The sequence below is a fragment of the Parvibaculum sp. genome (genome assembly GCF_035511255.1).
Classification (GTDB): Bacteria; Pseudomonadota; Alphaproteobacteria; order Parvibaculales; family Parvibaculaceae; genus Parvibaculum.
The window spans coordinates 1-18,894 of the sequence record NZ_DATKFR010000256.1 but is presented as its reverse complement, the minus strand read 5'-3'; the positions used below and the strand labels follow the sequence as shown (position 1 = coordinate 18,894).

The window sequence follows — 18,894 nt, the reverse complement described above, 5'->3', positions numbered from 1 at the left end:
CGAACGGTGTTTATTTAATGTCTCTGCCCGACTGGTCAAGGCCTCCCGAACGGTGTTAGGTAGGCAAATGCCGACGAAGTCAGCCAAAAACGCAGCGTCGCCCGTCCGGGCAGCCGCCGGGAAACGCCGGCCTGCCGGGCGGGGGCGTCAAAGATTGTCGCCGGCCGAGCGACGGCCCCAGATTGTAGAGGCGGCCCGGGCGCTTTTTGCCGAAGGCGGTCTTGGCAGCGTTTCGATGCGCAACATCGCGCGCCGGGTCGGCATCACCCAGGCGGCGATCTATCAACATTTCGAGGACAAGGAGGCGATCCTCTTCGCCATCGCGGAAGAGTTCTTCACGCGATTGATGGAGGACGGCATGCGCCGAAGCCTTGAGGTGACAGATCCGGTCTTAAGGCTGAAGCGCGGCTTGCGTGGCTATATCGAGATCGGGCTTGCCCGTCCCGACGAGTACAGGCTCGTCTTTCTGACGAATATTCCGGGTTTCAAGCGTCGTGGGATGCATCGCGTGCCGGCCGGCATGGAGCCGTCGCCGGTCGAACTCACACAGGGAAAGATCGCCTATGCGTTCCTCGCCGACCAGGTCAGGGATCTCGTTCTCGCGGGGCTGCTCCGCAAGGGCGACCCGGATGTGATGGCGGAGGCGATCTGGGCTGCCGGACACGGCGTCATCTCCCTCATCATCACCCATGTCGATTTTCCATGGGCGCGCGAGGAGTTGATCGAAACGCAGTTGCGCATTCTCTTCGACGGTCTGCTGCCGGACGACAGCCCGGCGCGGAAGCGCGCTCAGGACATTTCGCCGAAGGCGTAGACGTCCATCCCGAGCGCTCCATAGGTGAAACTGTGATGAAGGCGCTCGGCGCTCTCGCCGGAAAGGCTGGCGCCAAGCGCGACGAAGAAGGGCATGAAATGTTCGTCCGTCGGGTGCGCGTGGACGGCGTTGGGGGCTCGCTCGCGATAGTGAAGGAGGTCGTCGAGCGCGCCCGTCGCGACCTTGTCGTAAATCCATTCCGTGAATTCCGAGGCCCAGGCTGAAGGCGCCGCCTCCGCGTCGCTGCGGGTCAAGTCGCGCAGGTTATGCGTGATCGAGCCGGAGCCAACGATCAGGATATCTTCGTCGCGCAAGGGGCGCAGTGCTTCCCCGAGCGCATAATGCCATGCTGCATCGCGGTGAGGCGAGATCGAAAGCTGGATCAACGGAATGTCCGCATAAGGATTGATGAGGATCATCGGCACCCAGGCGCCGTGGTCGAAGCCGCGTTCGGCATCGCCCGTGACCTCGTAGCCTCGCGCGGCCAACACCTCCAGGACACGTTTGGCGATCTCCGGCGCGCCGGGAGCGGGATAGACGAGGCGGTGGAGCGCCGGCGGAAAGCCATAAAAGTCATGGATCGTGCCGGGGGCCGCGCCCGTCGTAACGGTCGGATGCTCCTCCTCGTAATGCGCGGACACGACCAGTACCGCGCGCGGACGGCGCAGTCGCGGCGCGAGCTCCGTCAGGAAGCGGCGGGCGGGCCCGTCCTCGAAGGCGAGCATCGGCGAGCCGTGGGAAATGAAGAGGCTCGGTGTACGTGTCATGGTCTGTCCTCGTGCGGCGGTGGAACGGCGCCCGCTTCGCCAGACATAATAGGGGACCGGGGTGGCCGGAACCGGCGGGAACGCAAAGGACTGTTGCCGAATCCGGCCCAATTTCCCTGTTTGACTATATAGTCAAATAATGACTATATAGTCATATCGAGGGAGAGAGGGACAGATGGCTGCCAAACGGCTTCCCGAAGACAGGACCATGGAACCGGGTTCGCGCCGGCGCGAGCGCATGCGGCTCGTCCTTGTCGAGGCGGCAACCCGGCTCTTCGCGCAGCAGGGCGTCGATGCAACGACGATCGACGAAATCGTCGATCTCGCCGGCGTGGCGAAGGGCACCTTCTACAATTACTTCACCGATCGCGCGGATATTGCGCTCGCCGTCGCCTCGGCGCTCCGGCACGAATTCAATCAGGGCGTCGCGGAACTCAACGAGGGTATCGACGATCCGGCCGAGCGCGTCGCGCGCGGCGTGCGGTTCTTTCTCTATCTCGTCGCCCGCGATCCGGTGCGCGCCCGCATGCTGGCGCGGATCTATCAGGGCGGCATCGAGATCGGAAGAAGCGGCAATCAACATCTGCTCGGCGATCTTCGCGAAGGCGTGGAAATCGGCCGCCTGCAGGTGCCGAGCCTCGATGTCGCCGTTCACCTGGTGGTAGCGCTCGGCACGGCCGGAATGAGCCATTTGCTCGAAAAGGGCGCCGGCCCGGAAATCCTGCGAGGCGAAGGTTATGCGCGCGACGTCGCCGTCGTGCTGTTACAGGGCCTCGGTGTTCACCAGGCCGAGATCGAGCGCATTCTGGCGCGGCCGTTCGACGCGTCGCATCTCACGATCAACAAGGGAGGACGCTCATGATCCGCGTCACCGACATTGCCTATGTGCGTTTTCGCGCGCCGGACCTTGACCAGATGGAAATTTTTCTCGGCGAATTCGGCATGGTGTGCGCGCGCCGAAGCGACGACAGGCTCTACATGCGGGGCACCGATGGGCGGCCTTTCGTTCATGTGACGGAGAAGGGCGATGCGGGTTTTGTCGGCATCGGCTTCCAGGCCGAGGGCCTCGACGATCTCGCGCGTCTCGCGGAGGAGGAGAAAGCCCCGATCGAGGATCATGAAGCGCCGGGCGGCGGGAAGGTTTTGCGGCTTCGCGATCCCGACGGATTCCTCGTCGAGATCGTCGCGGGCGAGGCGCCTTCGCCGCGTCTGCCTGTCCTCAGGCATCCGGTTCTCAACGAAGGCGCGGCGCGCCGCCGCGTGGGCGCGCCGCAGCGTCTCGATGGCGGTCCCTCGCAGGTGAAGCGCCTCGGCCATTGCGTCATCAACGTCACCGACTTCCGCAAGAGCGAGGCCTGGTACAAGAGCCGCTTCGGGCTCGTCACCTCGGACGAGATCGAACTCGCGCCGGACATGCCGCTCGGCGCCTTCATGCGCTGCGATCGCGGCGCGATCCATGTCGATCACCACACGCTCTTTCTCGTCGGCACCGGACAGCCGGGCTTCAATCACGCCGCTTTCGAGGTCGCAAATTTCGACGATCTGATGGCCGGCCACGATCATCTGACGAAGGCCGGTCGCCGGCATGAATGGGGCGTCGGTCGTCATCTTCTCGGCAGCCAGATTTTCGACTACTGGCGCGATCCCTGGGGTCACACGGTGGAGCACTGGACCGACGGCGATCTCTTCAACAACGAGACGCCGCCCAACAAGGCGAGCCTCGCCGACCTGATGGCCGCCCAATGGGGCCCCGATGCACCGCCCACCATGGGCAGCTGAACTTATTCTTTCAGAGGATTTTCTCCATGAAACTCGCAACCTTCACGCATCAGGGGCAAACCCGCATCGGTCTCGTCCGCGACAAGGGCGTCGTCGATCTCTCGGCGGCGGTGCCCGATCTGCCGCGCGACATGCTCGGCTTTCTCGCGGCGGGCGACGCGGCAATGGCGAAAGCCCGCGCGGTGCCGGCTTCCGCGCCGACGCTGCCGCTGCCCGAGGTGACCTTGCGCGCGCCGGTCCTCAATCCCGGCAAGATCCTCGCCATCGGACTCAACTATCGCGACCATGTCGAAGAAAGCGGCATGCCGCTTCCCGAGCATCAGGTCTGGTTCAACAAGCAGCGTAACTGCGTGCAGGACCCCTACGGCCCCATCAACCTGCCCGCGGTCTCGACCATGCTCGATTACGAAGCCGAGATGTGCTTCGTCATCGGCAAGCGTTGCAAGCATGTGCCGGTCGAGCGCGCGCATGAAGTGATCGCGGGCTACTTCGTCGGCAACGACGTCAGCGTGCGTGACTGGCAGTTGCGCACCAACACCTGGCAGATCGGCAAGAGCTTCGATACGCATGGTCCGATCGGGCCCTATATCGTAACGCCGGACGAGGTCGGCGACCCGCACGCGCTCGACATCAAATGCTGGGTCAATGGCGAGCTGCGCCAGAATTCGAACACCAGGCATCTGATCTTCACTTGTTTCGATCAGGTCGCGCATCTCAGTCAGGCTTTTACCCTCGATCCGGGCGACATCATTTTCAGCGGCACGTCGGGCGGCGTCGGGATCGCGATGAAGCCGCCTGTCTTCCTGAAGGAGGGCGATGCCGTGAAGGTCGAAATCGAGAAACTCGGTCATATCGAAAATCATGTCGTGCCGGAGAAGGCGGACACCGTCATCGGTTGAACCGTGCGACGAAAAAATGGGGAGGACGGCCATGGAAAAGACCGATGTGCTGATTTCGGGGCTCGGACCCGTGGGCGCGGTGCTCGCGATCTATCTCGGACGGCTCGGCGTGGCCGCCGTGGCGATCGACCGGGACATCGATGTCTATCCGATGCCGCGGGCCGCGCATCTCGATCACGAGACGATGCGGCTCCTGCATCTCGCAGGCGGAGCCGACGCGGTGCTGGGGGCGAGCCAGCCGCTTTCGACCTATGAGTTTCGGACCGCCGATGGCGAATTGCTGATGGGGTTCAGGCCGGGCGAGGTCTTGCCGTCCACAGGGTTCCCGCAGAGTTCGATGTTCCATCAGCCGACGCTCGAACACGCGCTCAGGGCGCGGCTCGCCGGATTGCCGTCGATTTCGGCGCGGCTCGGACATGCGCTCAAGAGCTACGACGCCGATGAAGAGGGCGTTCGCGCCGTGGTCTCAGGCCCGGAAGGCGAGTACGGCGTCGAGGCCAAATATATCGTCGGCTGCGACGGCGGACAAAGCCTCGTGCGACGTATCGCAGGTATCGCACTCGACGATATGGGGTTCGACGAGCCGTGGCTCGTCCTCGACGTGAAGCTCCCCGAAGGGCGCGAGAAGCTCAGCACCATCGGCTTGCAGCTCTGCGATCCACGTCGTCCCGTGACCTCCATGCCGATGGGGCCGGGGCGGCATCGCTGGGAATTCATGCTTTGTCCCGGCGAGACGCCCGAAGACGTGGTGCGGGACGATTTCATCGCGGCGCTGCTTGCGCCCTTCGTCGATCCCGCGTCGGTCGTGGTGGAGCGCCGGGCGGTTTATCGTTTTCATGCCGTCTTCGCGCGGCAATGGCGCAAGGGTCGCGTGCTGCTCGCGGGCGATGCGGCGCATCAGATGCCGCCTTTTCTGGGGCAAGGGCTTTGTTCCGGCACGCGCGACGCGGCGAACCTCGCCTGGAAGCTTGCCGCCGTTCTCGAAGGACGCGCGGGCGACGTCTTGCTGGACAGCTATCAGACGGAACGCGACCCGCATGTTCGCGCGATCACCGAGATGGCCGTCTTTATGGGAAAAATTGTTTGTACACAGAATATGGATCAGGCGGCGGCGCGCGATCGCGACATGCTGTCCAAGCCGGAAGTGGAGCGTTTCTCGGCGATGCCTGAAACGCTCGGACTCAAGAGCGGCATTTGCGGCGGGGATATCCTTGCCGGTTCGATCTTTCCCGAGCCCTGGATGGCCGGAGACGAAAGCCGCACGCGGCTCGACGACGCGGCGGGCTTCGTGCCGTTGCTCGTCTGTCGCGATGTGGACGATGAGGCGACCGCCTCTTTCCGCACCGGCGGCGGCTTCGTCGCTTCGCTCGGCGCCTCCCTCGTCGACGAGGGAGGTCGGCTGGCATCCCTGCTGTCGGAAAACGAAGCCATTCTCGTTCGGCCAGACCGCTATGTCTTCGGGCGCGGGCCTGCTGCGGCGCTCCTCGCCTCATGGCAAGGGTATCTGGCCTCGGGCACGGTTGCCGAGCGAGCCTGACACCCCCTCTTTCGACTATTTTCCCCAAAGTTTTCGCCGTCAGGCATTTCGCCTGTTTCGGATGCGCGGCGCGTTTGGCATAATACCTATCGTTTGAATAGGGTGACACCTTCGCTTATTCAACAATATTAAGGTGTGATTATAAGATAAATATACGGGTCGTTGTAAATATCCGTTGACAGGCCGCTTCGCTGCCACTTACCCTATAACGCAGATAGACAAATGCTCTCGCAAAAAGCCAAGTACGCCCTCAAAGCCATGCTCGCTCTCGCCAAACAGAACAACGGGGACCTGCTGCAGGCCGGCGACATCGCCGAGCAGCAGAATGTGCCTCGCAAGTTCCTCGAGCTGATCCTGCTCGAGCTGCGCAAGCAGGGGCTGGTCCATAGCCACCGCGGCAAGCATGGTGGCTATACGTTGGCCAAACCCGCGGACACCATCACTTTCGGTCAGGTCGTCCGCATCATGGACGGGCCGCTCGCGCCCATTCCCTGCGCCAGCCTCACGGGCTATCGCCGCTGTGTCGATTGCGCGGACGAGAAGTCCTGCGCTATCCGCCGGGCGATGCGCGAGGTGCGCGATGCGGCGGCTTCCATTCTCGATAGCCTGACCCTGGAGCAGGCCTGTCATGGCGGATCGCCCCATGCAGAGTTGCTCACGGGCTGAGCAAAAAATTTTGACATTAAATTCTAGTACTTTGATCGAGATGAATGATTGAATATGACCAGCAAGGGGAAGATCATGGTTTTCAACGATCTCAACAGGAAGGCGGCGCTGCTACTCGGCGCTCTGCTTCTTCTCATCGCCTCGACCTTCGAGGTCCGCGCCGACACGGTGCTGCTCAACGTCTCTTACGATCCGACGCGCGAGCTCTATGAAGCGGTCAACAAGGCCTTCGCGGCCGACTGGAAAGCGAAGACCGGAGAAACCATTGCCATTCGCCAGTCGCATGGCGGTTCGGGCAAACAGGCGCGCGCCGTTGTCGACGGGCTTTCGGCCGATGTCGTGACGCTGGCGCTCGCCGCCGATATCGATCAGATCGCGGCGCTGACCGGCAAGCTGCCGATCGACTGGCAGTCGCGGTTGCCGGACAATAGCTCGCCCTATACCTCGACGATCAATTTCCTCGTCCGCAAGGGCAATCCGAAAGGTATCAAGGACTGGAACGACCTGGTGAAGCCGGGCATCGCGGTCATCACGCCCAATCCGAAGACGTCGGGCGGCGCGCGGTGGAATTTCCTGGCGGCCTGGGCCTATGCCGACAAGGCGTTCGGCGGCGACGAAGCCAAGACGCGCGCTTTCGTCGGCCAGCTCTACAAGAACGTGCCGGTGCTCGACACGGGCGCGCGCGGTTCGACCACGACATTCGCCCAGCGCGGACTCGGCGACGTACTCATCAGCTGGGAAAACGAGGCCTATCTGGTGCTGAAGCAGTTTCCCGACCAGTTCGAAATCGTGACGCCGTCGATTTCGATCCTGGCCGAGCCGCCGGTCGCCGTGGTGGATGGAAATGCGGATGCCGACGGCACGCGCAAGGTCGCCGAAGCCTATCTCAAATTTCTCTATACCCCGGAAGCGCAGAAGCTGATCGCGGCGAATTTCTATCGTCCGCGCGATCCGAAGGCGGCCGATCCGGCGGACATCGCCCGGTTCAAGGATGTGGAACTCGTCACCATCGACGGAAAGTTCGGCGGCTGGTGCAAGGCGCAGAAGAAGTTCTTTGCCGATGGCGGCGTCTTCGACCAGATCTATAAGCCCTGATCGACAGCTGCATCACGTAAACACCTTTCAATCCAACTTGATAAACGCGGTGCGTGACATCACGCCCGCAAACGGGGGCTCTCATGCAAAAATTCCCGCTCTATCTCGGCGCAAGCGCGATCGCGCTGACGCTCGCCGGTCCGGCTTTCGCGGCGGAGTCCGCCGATGAACTTCAAAAGCGCGTGGACAACCTCGAGGCCACGATCGACGCGCTGCGTTCGGAAATCGCAGACATCCGCAAGCAGCCTGAATTCAAGCCGTCGCCGAATTTCACCACGTCGAGCGGCGACTATGCCTTCAAGTTTCGCGGGCAGATCGCGGCCGATGCCGCCTTCTTCAACGTCGACAAGGGAACGAACGACTACAATGACGGCACGCAGCTTCGCCGCGCCCGTCTAGGCATCGACGGCACCATCCAGAAGGACTGGCTCTACCGCCTCGAAATCGACGTCGGCAGCGCCTCGCGAGACGACAGCGCGTCCGGCGAGATCGACGTCAAGGACGCCTATCTGCAGTACAAGGGTCTCGAGGAACACACGACGATCACCATCGGACAGCACAAGACGCCGAACACCCTCGAACAGGCGATCTCGAGCTCCGACACGCTCTTCACCGAAATCCCGCTCTTCGTCGAAGCCTTCACCAACCGCACCACGGCGGGCGGCGACTACAAGGCGGGCGTCTCCGCCAAATATTCCGATGTGAACTGGACCGCCACGCTTGGCGTCTTTGGGGAGAACTACTCGATCAATGGCGGCGGCAATTCCGGCGGCACGGCGACGACCGTCTACAAGGACGAAGGCTGGGGGCCCGCCGCGCGGCTGACCTGGGCGCCGGTCAACGGCGTCACGGAGACGCTGCATCTCGGCGTCTCGGGATACTGGCGCGACACGGGCGGCCGCACGACGGGTCTGCGCTTTCGCACCGGGCCTGAAGTGTCGGTGGACAGCACGAGGCTTGTCGATACGGGCAATATCGCGGCGAACGATTACTCCTTCGCCGGCGCCGAGCTTGCGGGTCAATACGGACCGATCTATCTGCAGTCCGAATACGGCAGGACCGATGTCGACCGCGTGACGGGGTCCGACGTTTCATTCGACGGCGGATACGTCGGAGCGTCGTGGGTCATTACCGGCGAGAACCGCGAATATAAGGATGGCGCCTTTGCGCGCATCAAGCCGAAGAATGCCTTCTCGCTCGCCAAGGGCGGATGGGGCGCCTGGGAAGTCGCGGGCCGCTACAGCACGCTCGATCTCAATGACGGCAACATCGCGGGCGGCAAGGAGACCAATTACAGCCTCGGGCTCAACTGGTATCCCAACAACTACCTGCGCTTCCTCGTCGACTACGTCCATTTCGATGCCAAAAAGAGCGGCATTCAGAACGAGGGCGACGCCGTGATTACGCGGGTCGGAGTAATCTGGTAATGCTGTCCGTCCTGGAAACGATCCGTGTGAGTGTTCCGGCATGAGCCTTGCCGTTCTGACAGACCGACTGCCGAGCCGGGCTCCTTCCGTCATTCCCGGCTTTGGCCTTACCTTCGGTTTCTCGATGGCCTATCTCGGGCTCATCGTCCTCATCCCGCTCGCCGGCGTCTTCATACGTTCGGCGGGCCTCGGATGGGATGGTTTCTGGGAACTCGCCTCCGACGCCCGAACGGTCGCCGCCCTGAAGCTCAGCTTCGGTGCGGCGCTGGTCGGCGCGGTCGTCAACGCGGGCGCCGGGCTTCTCGTCGCCTGGGTGCTCGTGCGTTACAGCTTTCCGGGAAAGCGGATCGTCGATGCGGCGATCGACCTTCCTTTCGCGCTCCCGACGGCAGTGTCGGGTCTTGCGCTCGCCGCGCTATACGCGCCGAACGGCTGGATCGGTTCGGTCGCGGCGCAGGCCGGCATCAAGATCGCCTTCACGCCGCTCGGCGTCGTCGTCGCCTGCGTTTTCATCGGGCTTCCTTTCGTCGTCCGTACACTGCAGCCGGTGCTCGCCGATCTCGAACCGGAACTCGAGGAAGCCGCCGCCACACTCGGCGCGACGCGCATCCAGACGATCCGGCGCGTGATCTTTCCCGCGCTTTTGCCGCCCTTGCTGACGGGCTTCGCACTTGCCTTCGCGCGCGCCGTCGGCGAATACGGCTCGATCATCTTCATCGCCGGCAATTTGCCCTACAAATCCGAGATCGCACCGCTTCTCATCATCATCCGGCTTGAGGAATTCAACTATGCCGGCGCGACCGCCATCGCCACGATCATGTTGCTGCTGTCTTTCGCCGTGTTGTTGATCGTCAATCTGCTGCAGGCCTGGAGCCGGCGGCGCACCGGCTTTGCGAGTTGAGGTGAGAGCATGAGCGACCCCACCCGCAGAGACACAGGATCGCCGATCAGTGAAAGCCCGTTGGCCAAATGGGTCCTGATCGGGCTCGCCATCGCCTATCTCCTCGCGTTTCTCGTGTTGCCGCTCGTTTCGGTCTTTGTCGAGGCGCTGCGGAGCGGCCTCGATGCCTATCTTTCCGCGCTGATCGAGCCGGACGCACTCTCGGCCATCCGACTGACGTTGCTCGTTTCGGCCATCGCCGTGCCGGCAAACGTAATCTTCGGGCTCGCCGCGTCCTGGGCGATCGCGAAATTCGAATTTCCGGCCAAGAGCTTTCTCATCACGCTGATCGATCTGCCCTTCTCGGTGTCGCCGGTCATTTCGGGCCTGGTCTATGTGCTTCTTTTCGGCGCGCAAGGATTCTTCGGCCCTTGGCTCATCGCACATAAAGTCCAGATCATCTTCGCCGTGCCGGGCATCGTTCTGGCGACGATCTTCGTCACGTTTCCCTTCGTTGCGCGCCAGCTCATTCCGCTAATGCAGGCGCAGGGGAACGACGACGAGGAGGCGGCGTTGTCTCTCGGTGCCGGGGGTTTCCGGACCTTCTGGAGCGTGACGCTTCCGAACGTCAAATGGGCACTCCTTTACGGCGTGCTCTTGTGCAATGCGCGGGCGATGGGCGAATTCGGCGCCGTCTCGGTCGTCTCGGGACATATACGCGGCCTCACCAACACCATGCCGCTTCATGTGGAGATCCTCTACAATGAGTATAATTTCGTTGCAGCCTTTGCGGTTGCCTCGCTTCTCGCTCTCCTCGCGCTGGTCACCCTCGTCCTCAAGAGCTTCCTCGAGTGGCGCTACGGTCGTGAGCTTGCCGCATCGGCAGGGCACTGAGCATTCGCCGCGCGACGGCCGGGACGCGGTGCGGGCGACCCAGGCGCCGGTTCGCATCGACGTCGAGGATCTGCACAAGACCTTCGGGGGCTTCGCGGCGCTCAACGGCGTATCGCTGACGGTTGAGCCCGGCGAGCTTCTGGCGTTGCTCGGGCCGTCCGGCTCCGGCAAGACGACGCTTCTGCGTGCCATCGCCGGCCTTTCGACGCCCGACGAGGGGCGCATTCATTTCCACGGTGTCGACGCCACAAATCTCAGCTTGCGCGATCGCCGCGTCGGCTTCGTCTTCCAACAATATGCGCTGTTCCGGCACATGACGGTGTTCGACAACATCGCGTTCGGCTTGCGCGTGCGTCCCCGCGCGGAGCGGCCGCGCGAGCGTGAAATCGCGCGTCGGGTGCGGCGGCTCCTCGAACTCGTGCAGCTCGAAGGTCTCGACAAGCGGTTTCCGAGCCAGCTTTCGGGCGGGCAACGCCAGCGTGTCGCGCTGGCCCGCGCGCTCGCCATCGAGCCGACGGTGCTGCTGCTCGATGAGCCCTTCGGTGCGCTCGACGCGAAAGTCCGCAAGGATCTCCGCCGCTGGCTTCGGCAGATTCATCACGAGACGGGCCTCACCACGATCTTCGTCACGCACGACCAGGAAGAGGCGCTCGAACTCGCCGACCGTGTCGTCATCATGAGCGGCGGACAGATCGACCAGATCGGAACGCCGTCGGAAATTTACGACAATCCGGCGACGCCTTTCGTCTGTGAATTCCTCGGCAACGTCACGCGTATCGATACGGTGCTGAAGGACGGCGAGGCCGACGTGCTCGGCAGTCTTTTGCCGGCGGCGGAGGGCGACGCCTATCGTGACGGACCGGCGGTCGCCTATGTACGCGGCCATGAACTTGAGATCGTTTCGCGTGATCAGGCGGGCGGCACGGCCGCGACGGTGCGTGCTGTGCGTCCATTCGGCGCGTCGGTGACGATCGAGCTCGACGTCGAGGGGCGCGACGAGCCGATCGAGGCGGAGATTCCGCGCGAACTTTTCGAGGTCGGCGAAGTCAGGACCGGCCGTCTCGTTCGCGTGCGCGCGACGGCGGCACGAATCTTCAAGCGCTGACAAACGACAGCCAATCGAATGTGGGGGCGGGTGCCTGAAGGCGTCCGCCCCTTCTTTTTTTGACGGTGATACGCGGCGATTGAACAGCGCCACAATTCCCCTACGTCAAGGCCGCGGCGCGCAAAAAATTGGTTTGGATATTGGGTTTTCGGCACGATATGGGATGGAAGAGAGCCCGTCGACACCCTGCGAAGGTCTGGACAACCGGTCCTGCAGGTTCAAGATGACGGCCGAACGAAACCAATATGCAGAACGACCCGACGCCTCGAAGCGGCAGGTCAGCGCAACGCAGGGAGACTACCATGGCTGAAGCCTATATCGTAGCGGCGGCACGCACCGCCGGTGGCCGCAAGGGCGGCAAACTGAAGGATTGGCATCCCGTCGATCTCGGCGCGCAGGTCGTCAACGCGCTGGTCGATCGCACGGGCGTCGATCCGGCCCTCGTCGAAGATGCGATCTGGGGCTGCGTCGGTCAGGCCGGCGAGCAGGCGATGAATGTCGCGCGTAACGTCGTGATGGCCTCGAAGCTTCCCGAGAGTGTGCCGGGCACGTCGGTCGACCGTCAGTGCGGCTCCTCGCAGCAGGCGATCCATTTCGCCGCGCAGGCCGTGATGTCGGGCGCAATGGACGTCGTCATCGCGGGCGGCGTCGAGAGCATGACGCGCGTTCCGATGGGTCTCCCGATCTCGCTGCCGGCGAAGAACGGCTTCGGCGTCTATATGAGCCCCGAACTTCAGAAGAAGTATCCGGGCATTCAGTTCAACCAGTTCACCGGCGCCGAAATGATGGCGAAGAAGTACGGCCTCACCAAGGACGTGCTCGACGAGTTCGCCTTCAAGAGCCACCAGAAGGCGATCGCGGCGACCCAGGCCGGCGCTTTCAACAGCGAGATCGTGCCGCTCGAGGTCACGACCGCCGAAGGCAACAAGGAAGTCCACAAGTCCGACGAAGGCATCCGCTACGACGCGAGTCTCGAGGCGATCAAGGGCGTGAAGCTCCTCGTCGAGGGCGGTGCCCTGACGGCCGCGAGTTCGAGCCAGATTTGCGACGGCGCTTCGGGCGTCATGATCGTCAACGAGAAGGGCCTGAAGCAGCTCGGCGTGAAGCCGCTCGCGCGCATCCACCACATGACGGTGGTGGGCGGCGATCCGGTCATCATGCTCGAAGCGCCGATCCCCGGCACGCTGCAGGCGCTGAAGAAGGCCGGCATGAAGATCGACGACATCGACCTCTACGAAGTCAATGAAGCCTTCGCCTCGGTTCCGGTCGCCTGGCTGCAGCAGACGGGCGCCGATCCCGAGAAGCTCAACGTCAATGGCGGCGCGATCGCGCTCGGCCATCCGCTTGGCGGTTCGGGCGCGAAGCTCATGGCGACGCTCGTCCATGCGCTCCATGCGCGCGGCAAGCGTTACGGTCTTCAGACCATGTGCGAAGGCGGCGGCCTCGCCAATGTCACGATCGTCGAACGCCTCTAGGCGTTTCGATCCGAATGAAAAGGGCGGAGCAGCGATGCTCCGCTCTACTTATTTTGGGGAGTCAATGCGCCTCCGCACTCGCCGCCTGCATTTTCGGTTTTCTGACCAAGGGCAGGGTGAGCAGCATCGCGAAGAAGCAGAGTGCGAGGATAAAGAAGCTGTCCATGAAGGCGAGCACCGTCGCCTCGCGCGTCATCAGTAGATAAATCTGCTTCACGGCGGCGAGGCCGTCCGACTGGATGCCGGGCGTTTGGCCGATCATCTGGCCGAGGCCGGTCATGGTCTGATCGACAACGGGCCTGCCCGCCGAGATCGATTCCCGCAGCATCGTCTTGTGGAAATCGAGGCGATGGATCAGCACCGTGTTGATGATGGCGAGCCCGAGAGCGCCGCCGAGATTGCGCATCAGATTGTAGAGACCGCTCGCATTCTTCAACTGCGCCGGCGGAATGGTGCCGAGCGCCAGCGTGTTGATCGGCACGATGCAGAACATCAGCCCGATGCCGCGGATCACCTGCGGCAGAAAAAACTCGTTGAAATCCCATTCCCAGGTCAGGCCGAGCAACATGTAGTTCGAAATTCCGAGCATGCCGAAACCGAAGGCGATGAGGTAGCGGACGTCGAGCTTCTGCGACAGCATGCCGGCAACGGGCGCCGAGATGAACTGGAAGATGCCGGTGATTGCCATGATCTCGCCGATCTGCACCGCGCTCAGCTGCCGCACCTGGGCGAGGAACAGCGGATAGAGATAGGTGAGGCCGTAAAGGCCGACCCCGAGAAAGAGGCTCAACAGCGAGCCTATGGCGAAGTTGCGGTCGCGATACGTGCGCAACTCCACGATCGGACGCTCAAAGGTGAGGACGCGGGCAAAGAAGAAGGCCCCCGAGACGACGCAGAGGACGCTCATCCACCAGATCGTCCCGTCATTCAGCCAGTCGTTGCGAGGCCCCTCCTCGAGCACATATTCGAGCGAGCCGAGAAACGCGGCCATCAAGCCGATGCCCCAGCCGTCGAAACCGTGGAGCAGCGACCAGTCCGGTTCGTCGAGATCGATCAGCAGCCAGACGGCGCTCGTCACGATGATGCCCGGCACGATGTTGATCAGGAAAAGCCAGTGCCAGGAGAAGGTGTCGGTGAGATAGCCGCCGAGCGTCGGGCCGACGGTCGGCGCGAGCGTCACGACGAGGCCGATGATCATCGAGATGTTGGCGCGTTTGTCCGGTGGGAAGACGTTGCCATAGGCGGAGGCGAAAACCGTCGGGATCATCGCACCGCCGATGAAGCCCTGCAGAGCGCGGTAGACGATCATCTGGTCGATGGAAGTCGCCGTCGCGCACATCAGGCTCATGAAGGTGAAACCGGCCGACGAGGCGACGAAGAGATAGCGCGTCGACATGACGCGCGACAGCCAGCCCGACATCGGGATCATCACGACTTCGGCGATCAGATAGGAGGTCTGCACCCAGCTCACTTCGTCGGAGCTCGCCGAAAGACCCGCCTGAATCTTGGTGATCGAACTCGACACGATCTGGATGTCGAGGATCGCCATGAACATGCCGACGACCATGAAGAAGAAGCCGGCGACGCGGCGCGCCGAAAAGGAGGGCTGGGCGGCTGTGTCGAGGCTCGTCATCTGGCTGCCTCCTGGCCGCGATCAATTGCCGCTGGCGAGAGCACGCACCGGCGCTGAAGCCGCGCCGTGAACGCCGCCGGTCGAGGCGGTGTTCTCCTCGCCGCTCGTCTTGGTATCGACGGAGACGGTGACAGAGAGGCCCGGACGCAGCAGTCCCTTCAGGGCGTTGTCGTCCGGAACGGCGATGCGGATCGGGATACGTTGCACGACCTTGGTGAAATTGCCGGTTGCGTTCTCGGCCGGCAGAAGGCTGAAGATCTGGCCGCTGGCGGGCGAAAAACTCTCGACGCGACCCTCGATCTCCGTGCCCGGATAGGCGTCGCTGACGATGGTCGCGCGCTGCCCGATGCGGATCTTCTCGATCTGCGTTTCCTTGAAATTCGCCTCCACATAGACATGCGGCAGGGCGACCAGAGAGGCGAGCTGCGCGCCCGGTTGCACGAGCTGGCCGATATCGAGGTGCTTGTTGCCGACCACGCCGTCGATGGGCGCGCGGATCACCGTGTAGGTGAGATTGCGTTCGGCCTGATCGAGATCTGCCTGGGACTGTTGCAGGCGCTTTTCTTCCTCCGCCTTCTGGGCGCGAAGGACCGCCACCTGCGCCCGCGACGAATTGAGCGCGGCCTTGGCGGCGGCGAGCGACGCATCCGCCGATTGCATGTCCGCGCGGGTCGATTCGAGCTTCTGCTTGCTGGCGAAGTCGGAGCGCGCGAGCGCTACATAGCGCGCATAGTCCGCGCGTGCGCGCCGCGCTTGCGCTTCGGCCGAGGCGATGTTCGCGCCGGCACTTTCCGCCTGGGCCTCGGCCGAATTGATCTGCTCACCGAAGGTCTCGATCGCCGCCTTTTGCGTCTCGAGTTTCGCGCGGGCCTGATCGCGCGCGATCTCGTAGTCGCGCGGTTCGATCGTCGCCAGCACGTCGTCTTTGTGCACATAAGCGTTCTCGACGATGTTCACGGTCGCGAGATAGCCAGAGACTTTCGGCGAAATGACCGAGATGTCGCTCTCGACATAGGCATTGTCCGTCGTCTGGATGTAACGGTAATGGGTGAGCCACAGGACGGCATAAATCAGCCCGACCGCCGCGAAAAATCCGCCCAATCCGATGAAAATACGTTGCCGAGAAACCATCGTCTTACCCCTACGCATCGAACCGATCGGTCAATGACGTTGAAATATGGACCAAATTCCGCCATATTCAAGTAGCGTTTTAATCGAACCGTCCGGTCAATTATGACAGCCGCCCTGACGAATGCCGCCATGCAAGAGGATTCGGCCAAGAGGGCCCAGATTCTCGACGGCGCGCGTCGCGTTTTCCTCGCGTCCGGCTATGAAGGCGCGAGCATGTCGCTGATCGCGCGCGAGGCCGGCGTCTCGAAGGGGACGCTCTATGTCTATTTCGAGAACAAGGAAGCGCTTTTTGCGGCCTTCATCGAGACGGAGTGCAGGCTTCGCGCGGCCGGCGTTTTCGAAGTTCTCGACAGGGACGAGCCGGCCGAAACGATCCTGCCCGAATTCGGGCGGCTCTTCCTTGCCTTCAAGCTCAACGGCAAGCCGCAGGCGGTCGAACGTCTGGTCATCGCGGAATCGGCGAAATTTCCCGAGCTGGGCCGCGCTTTCTACGACGCCGGCCCGAAGAACGGCATCGCCCGGCTCACCGCTTACCTGCGCCGCAGGATCGAGGCCGGCGAACTCGACATCGACGACCCGATGCTCGCGGCCGACCAATTCATCGGCCTCTGTCTGGCGGACCTCATGCTGAAGCGCCGCATGAGCGTCATCGAAACCGCGACGCCGCAACGCATCGGCTATATCGTCGACGGAGCGGTGCATGTTTTCCTGAATGCCTATCGGGCCCGCGGCTGATGCGATCCGAGGGAACGGCAGCCGGACGCCAAACGATAATGCGGATTCGCTCATGAAGATGAAGGAACTCGAGCAGGAAACCGGCCTCGGCCGCGAGACCATCCGTTTCTATATCCGCGAGGGGCTCCTTCCCGAGCCCGTTCGCCCCAAGCGCAATGTCGCGACCTATGGGCCCGAACACGTCGCGCGGTTGAAGCTCATCCGCAAGTTGCAGCAGGAGCGTTTCCTGCCGCTCAACGTCATCAAGACCATTGTCGATGCCGAAGCCGAGAATCCGGCGACCGGCTTCGAGGCCTTCATCGGGCTCGAGAACAGTGTCGGGCCGCTTCTCGCGGAGCCGCTCAATCTCGCTCCCCAGAAGATCGAGGATGTCGCCACGCAATCGGATGTCGGCATCGAGGATATTCGCAAGCTCGCCGCCATCGGCTTCGTCGAGATCGACGCCCGCGAGGATGGCGAATGGCTTAGCCGCCGCAACGCGCGGCTCGTCGAACTGATCGGTGCCTCGCGCGCCGCCGGTTTCACGGAGGACGGCGCTTCCTACACGGTCGAGGATTTTCGCATCTATGCGCAGGTGATGGAGGTCGTTGCCCATCACGAGGTGTCGGTCTTCTACCGCAATCTGGGTAGCCGCATAGGATCGGAGGCGGGCGCGGCACTTGCCGCGCGCGGCATCCGCATCGTCAACGAGATGATGCCGCTTCTCCACATGGAAAAACTCATCCGGGAAATGGCGCGGGTCAGCGCGCAAGGCAGGCTCGGCATAGATGGCGGGGAAGACTGATCCTTCAGTCGCCCAGCATCAGCGTATCGCGCTTGTGCCAGTACACCCAGTATTCCTCACCCTTCTTGAAGGTGAATTCCTCGATATCGCGCGAGACGTTGCCGATGTCGGCGAGAACCGGCGTGCCGACGCCGATGTCGAAGAAGACGTTCGAAAAGCTGCCGTAATAGGCGACTTCGCCGACCTTGCCGCGGGTCACGACGAGATCGGCGCCTTCCGGCTTCTTCTCGGCGACGAAGATCTTTTCCGGTCGCACCGCGAGCGCGACCTTGCCCGACGCATGTCCCGGAAGCTCGAATTCGCCGAGCGCGGGCACAGTCACCTTGACGAGGCCATCGCCGACGCGCGAACAGCTTGCCTCGATCAGGTTGATCTTGCCGATGAAGTCGGCGACGAAACGGCTGTTGGGGTATTCGTAGAGCTGGGCGGGCGTCGCCACCTGGCGAACCTTGCCCGCATTCATGACGGCGATGCGGTTCGCCATCGAGAGCGCTTCCGACTGGTCGTGCGTCACGATGACGAAGGTAATGCCGACCGTCTGCTGAAGGCGGACGAGTTCGAGCTGCATCGCCTCGCGGAGCTTGGCGTCAAGCGCCGAGAGCGGTTCGTCGAGCAGCAGCACGGATGGGCGCTTCACCAGCGCGCGGGCAAGCGCGACGCGCTGGCGCTGGCCGCCAGACAATTCATTCGGCATGCGCTTGCCGTAGCCCGCGAGCTTGACGAGTTCCAGCGCTTCCTCGGCGCGCTTCTTGATCTCGCCCGAAGGCCGCCCGTCCATCTTGAGGCCGTAGGCGACATTCTTTTCGACCGACATATGCGGAAAGACCGCATAGGACTGGAACACCATGTTCACCGGTCGCTTGTTCGGTGCGACGGTCGACATGTCGTGGCCGTCGATGATGATCTGGCCGGTGCTCGGCGTCTCGAAGCCCGCGAGCATTCGGAGCAAGGTGGTCTTGCCGCAACCCGAGGGACCGAGCAGCGCGAAGAATTCGCCGCGGCCGATCGTCAGGTTCACCTCGTCCACCGCCTTCACTCCGCCGGCGAAGGCTTTCGAGACATTCTTGATCTCGATGATGGTCTGTCCAATCCCGGGCTCGGCGATCGGAGCGGACTTGGTTTGTTCCTGAAGGGCCCTGATTATTTTCTTCCAACAACCGCGTGCCTTCTTCAGGACCGCCTGAAACTGAGAAAAAATATTGGCGCTATTGATTTTAATCTCGGCTGCTCAGGTTTTGTTTACGGACTGGCTTTTGCCAAAGGCCTGATCTCA

General features: G+C 62.7%; 18 protein-coding genes. 14 read left to right on the top strand and 4 right to left on the bottom strand.

Annotation, left to right across the window (positions count from 1 at the left end; genetic code table 11):
* Positions 1-154 precede the first annotated feature (154 nt).
* Positions 155-814 (top strand): TetR/AcrR family transcriptional regulator, encoded by a 660-nt coding sequence (locus VMR03_RS10190; protein WP_325404824.1) that lies wholly within the window; start codon positions 155-157, stop codon positions 812-814.
* Here the strand turns inward: VMR03_RS10190 and VMR03_RS10185 are convergent.
* Positions 790-1,581, bottom strand: a complete 792-nt coding sequence (locus VMR03_RS10185; protein WP_325404822.1) for a class III extradiol ring-cleavage dioxygenase — start codon at positions 1,579-1,581, stop codon at positions 790-792. The two genes, VMR03_RS10190 and VMR03_RS10185, sit on opposite strands and share 25 nt — an antisense overlap.
* A 175-nt stretch (positions 1,582-1,756) precedes the next feature.
* Here VMR03_RS10185 and VMR03_RS10180 point away from each other — a divergent pair, with 175 nt between their 5' ends.
* From VMR03_RS10180 to VMR03_RS10130, 11 genes are all read left to right on the top strand, one after another.
* Positions 1,757-2,443, top strand: a complete 687-nt coding sequence (locus VMR03_RS10180) for a helix-turn-helix domain-containing protein (RefSeq protein WP_325404820.1) — start codon at positions 1,757-1,759, stop codon at positions 2,441-2,443.
* Positions 2,440-3,360 (top strand): VOC family protein, encoded by a 921-nt coding sequence (locus tag VMR03_RS10175; RefSeq protein ID WP_325404818.1) that lies wholly within the window; start codon positions 2,440-2,442, stop codon positions 3,358-3,360. Before VMR03_RS10180 ends, VMR03_RS10175 begins: the two co-directional genes overlap by 4 nt.
* 26 nt (positions 3,361-3,386) lie before the next feature.
* Complete coding sequence (locus VMR03_RS10170; RefSeq protein ID WP_325404816.1) at positions 3,387-4,259, top strand: fumarylacetoacetate hydrolase family protein; 873 nt, start codon at positions 3,387-3,389, stop codon at positions 4,257-4,259.
* A 31-nt stretch (positions 4,260-4,290) separates the two neighbouring features.
* Entirely contained in the window at positions 4,291-5,796 is a 1,506-nt protein-coding gene (locus tag VMR03_RS10165) for a bifunctional 3-(3-hydroxy-phenyl)propionate/3-hydroxycinnamic acid hydroxylase (RefSeq protein WP_325404814.1), read from the top strand.
* A 222-nt stretch (positions 5,797-6,018) separates the two neighbouring features.
* The gene (locus VMR03_RS10160) at positions 6,019-6,462 is read left to right on the top strand and encodes an Rrf2 family transcriptional regulator (protein ID WP_325404812.1); all 444 of its coding nucleotides are present in this window, start codon (positions 6,019-6,021) and stop codon (positions 6,460-6,462) included.
* A 54-nt stretch (positions 6,463-6,516) separates the two neighbouring features.
* The gene (locus tag VMR03_RS10155) at positions 6,517-7,557 is read left to right on the top strand and encodes a sulfate ABC transporter substrate-binding protein (protein WP_325404810.1); all 1,041 of its coding nucleotides are present in this window, start codon (positions 6,517-6,519) and stop codon (positions 7,555-7,557) included.
* 83 nt (positions 7,558-7,640) lie between these two features.
* Positions 7,641-8,984 carry an OprO/OprP family phosphate-selective porin gene (locus tag VMR03_RS10150; RefSeq protein ID WP_325404808.1) on the top strand — a complete coding sequence of 448 codons (1,344 nt, stop codon included), beginning with the start codon at positions 7,641-7,643 and terminating at the stop codon, positions 8,982-8,984.
* Between the two features lie 40 nt (positions 8,985-9,024).
* The gene (gene cysT, locus VMR03_RS10145) at positions 9,025-9,885 is read left to right on the top strand and encodes a sulfate ABC transporter permease subunit CysT (RefSeq protein WP_325404806.1); all 861 of its coding nucleotides are present in this window, start codon (positions 9,025-9,027) and stop codon (positions 9,883-9,885) included.
* A gap of 9 nt (positions 9,886-9,894) precedes the next feature.
* A complete protein-coding gene (gene cysW / locus VMR03_RS10140; protein WP_325404804.1) occupies positions 9,895-10,758 on the top strand; it encodes a sulfate ABC transporter permease subunit CysW in 864 nt (287 codons plus the stop codon).
* On the top strand, positions 10,730-11,863 hold the full coding sequence (locus tag VMR03_RS10135) for a sulfate/molybdate ABC transporter ATP-binding protein (RefSeq protein ID WP_414693170.1): 1,134 nt from the start codon (positions 10,730-10,732) through the stop codon (positions 11,861-11,863). The genes cysW and VMR03_RS10135 overlap by 29 nt, the downstream gene beginning before the upstream one ends.
* Before the next feature lie 302 nt (positions 11,864-12,165).
* A complete protein-coding gene (locus VMR03_RS10130) occupies positions 12,166-13,338 on the top strand; it encodes an acetyl-CoA C-acetyltransferase (RefSeq protein WP_325404802.1) in 1,173 nt (390 codons plus the stop codon).
* Between the two features lie 61 nt (positions 13,339-13,399).
* On the opposite strand, the gene VMR03_RS10125 is transcribed toward VMR03_RS10130, so the two are convergent.
* Both VMR03_RS10125 and VMR03_RS10120 read right to left on the bottom strand, forming a co-directional pair.
* Positions 13,400-14,971 carry a DHA2 family efflux MFS transporter permease subunit gene (locus VMR03_RS10125; protein WP_325404800.1) on the bottom strand — a complete coding sequence of 524 codons (1,572 nt, stop codon included), beginning with the start codon at positions 14,969-14,971 and terminating at the stop codon, positions 13,400-13,402.
* A 21-nt stretch (positions 14,972-14,992) separates the two neighbouring features.
* Positions 14,993-16,102 (bottom strand): HlyD family secretion protein, encoded by a 1,110-nt coding sequence (locus VMR03_RS10120; protein ID WP_325404798.1) that lies wholly within the window; start codon positions 16,100-16,102, stop codon positions 14,993-14,995.
* Between the two features lie 129 nt (positions 16,103-16,231).
* Here VMR03_RS10120 and VMR03_RS10115 point away from each other — a divergent pair, with 129 nt between their 5' ends.
* Complete coding sequence (locus tag VMR03_RS10115) at positions 16,232-16,837, top strand: TetR/AcrR family transcriptional regulator (RefSeq protein ID WP_325404796.1); 606 nt, start codon at positions 16,232-16,234, stop codon at positions 16,835-16,837.
* A gap of 52 nt (positions 16,838-16,889) precedes the next feature.
* Positions 16,890-17,621, top strand: coding sequence for a MerR family transcriptional regulator (locus VMR03_RS10110; protein ID WP_325404793.1), 732 nt, complete (start codon positions 16,890-16,892; stop codon positions 17,619-17,621).
* 4 nt (positions 17,622-17,625) lie between these two features.
* On the opposite strand, the gene VMR03_RS10105 is transcribed toward VMR03_RS10110, so the two are convergent.
* Positions 17,626-18,765 (bottom strand): ABC transporter ATP-binding protein, encoded by a 1,140-nt coding sequence (locus VMR03_RS10105; protein WP_414693171.1) that lies wholly within the window; start codon positions 18,763-18,765, stop codon positions 17,626-17,628.
* Positions 18,766-18,894 lie beyond the last annotated feature (129 nt).

Bases quoted from the DNA above. Each gene is read 5' to 3' on its own strand.
- VMR03_RS10185 (WP_325404822.1), bottom strand. From the start codon at position 1,581: ATGACACGTACACCGAGCCTCTTCATTTCCCACGGCTCGCCGATGCTC.
- VMR03_RS10180 (WP_325404820.1), top strand. From the start codon at position 1,757: ATGGCTGCCAAACGGCTTCCCGAAGACAGGACCATGGAACCGGGTTCG.
- VMR03_RS10175 (WP_325404818.1), top strand. From the start codon at position 2,440: ATGATCCGCGTCACCGACATTGCCTATGTGCGTTTTCGCGCGCCGGAC.
- VMR03_RS10170 (WP_325404816.1), top strand. From the start codon at position 3,387: ATGAAACTCGCAACCTTCACGCATCAGGGGCAAACCCGCATCGGTCTC.
- VMR03_RS10165 (WP_325404814.1), top strand. From the start codon at position 4,291: ATGGAAAAGACCGATGTGCTGATTTCGGGGCTCGGACCCGTGGGCGCG.
- VMR03_RS10160 (WP_325404812.1), top strand. From the start codon at position 6,019: ATGCTCTCGCAAAAAGCCAAGTACGCCCTCAAAGCCATGCTCGCTCTC.
- VMR03_RS10155 (WP_325404810.1), top strand. From the start codon at position 6,517: ATGACCAGCAAGGGGAAGATCATGGTTTTCAACGATCTCAACAGGAAG.
- VMR03_RS10150 (WP_325404808.1), top strand. From the start codon at position 7,641: ATGCAAAAATTCCCGCTCTATCTCGGCGCAAGCGCGATCGCGCTGACG.
- cysT (WP_325404806.1), top strand. From the start codon at position 9,025: ATGAGCCTTGCCGTTCTGACAGACCGACTGCCGAGCCGGGCTCCTTCC.
- cysW (WP_325404804.1), top strand. From the start codon at position 9,895: ATGAGCGACCCCACCCGCAGAGACACAGGATCGCCGATCAGTGAAAGC.
- VMR03_RS10130 (WP_325404802.1), top strand. From the start codon at position 12,166: ATGGCTGAAGCCTATATCGTAGCGGCGGCACGCACCGCCGGTGGCCGC.
- VMR03_RS10125 (WP_325404800.1), bottom strand. From the start codon at position 14,971: ATGACGAGCCTCGACACAGCCGCCCAGCCCTCCTTTTCGGCGCGCCGC.
- VMR03_RS10120 (WP_325404798.1), bottom strand. From the start codon at position 16,102: ATGGTTTCTCGGCAACGTATTTTCATCGGATTGGGCGGATTTTTCGCG.
- VMR03_RS10115 (WP_325404796.1), top strand. From the start codon at position 16,232: ATGCAAGAGGATTCGGCCAAGAGGGCCCAGATTCTCGACGGCGCGCGT.
- VMR03_RS10110 (WP_325404793.1), top strand. From the start codon at position 16,890: ATGAAGATGAAGGAACTCGAGCAGGAAACCGGCCTCGGCCGCGAGACC.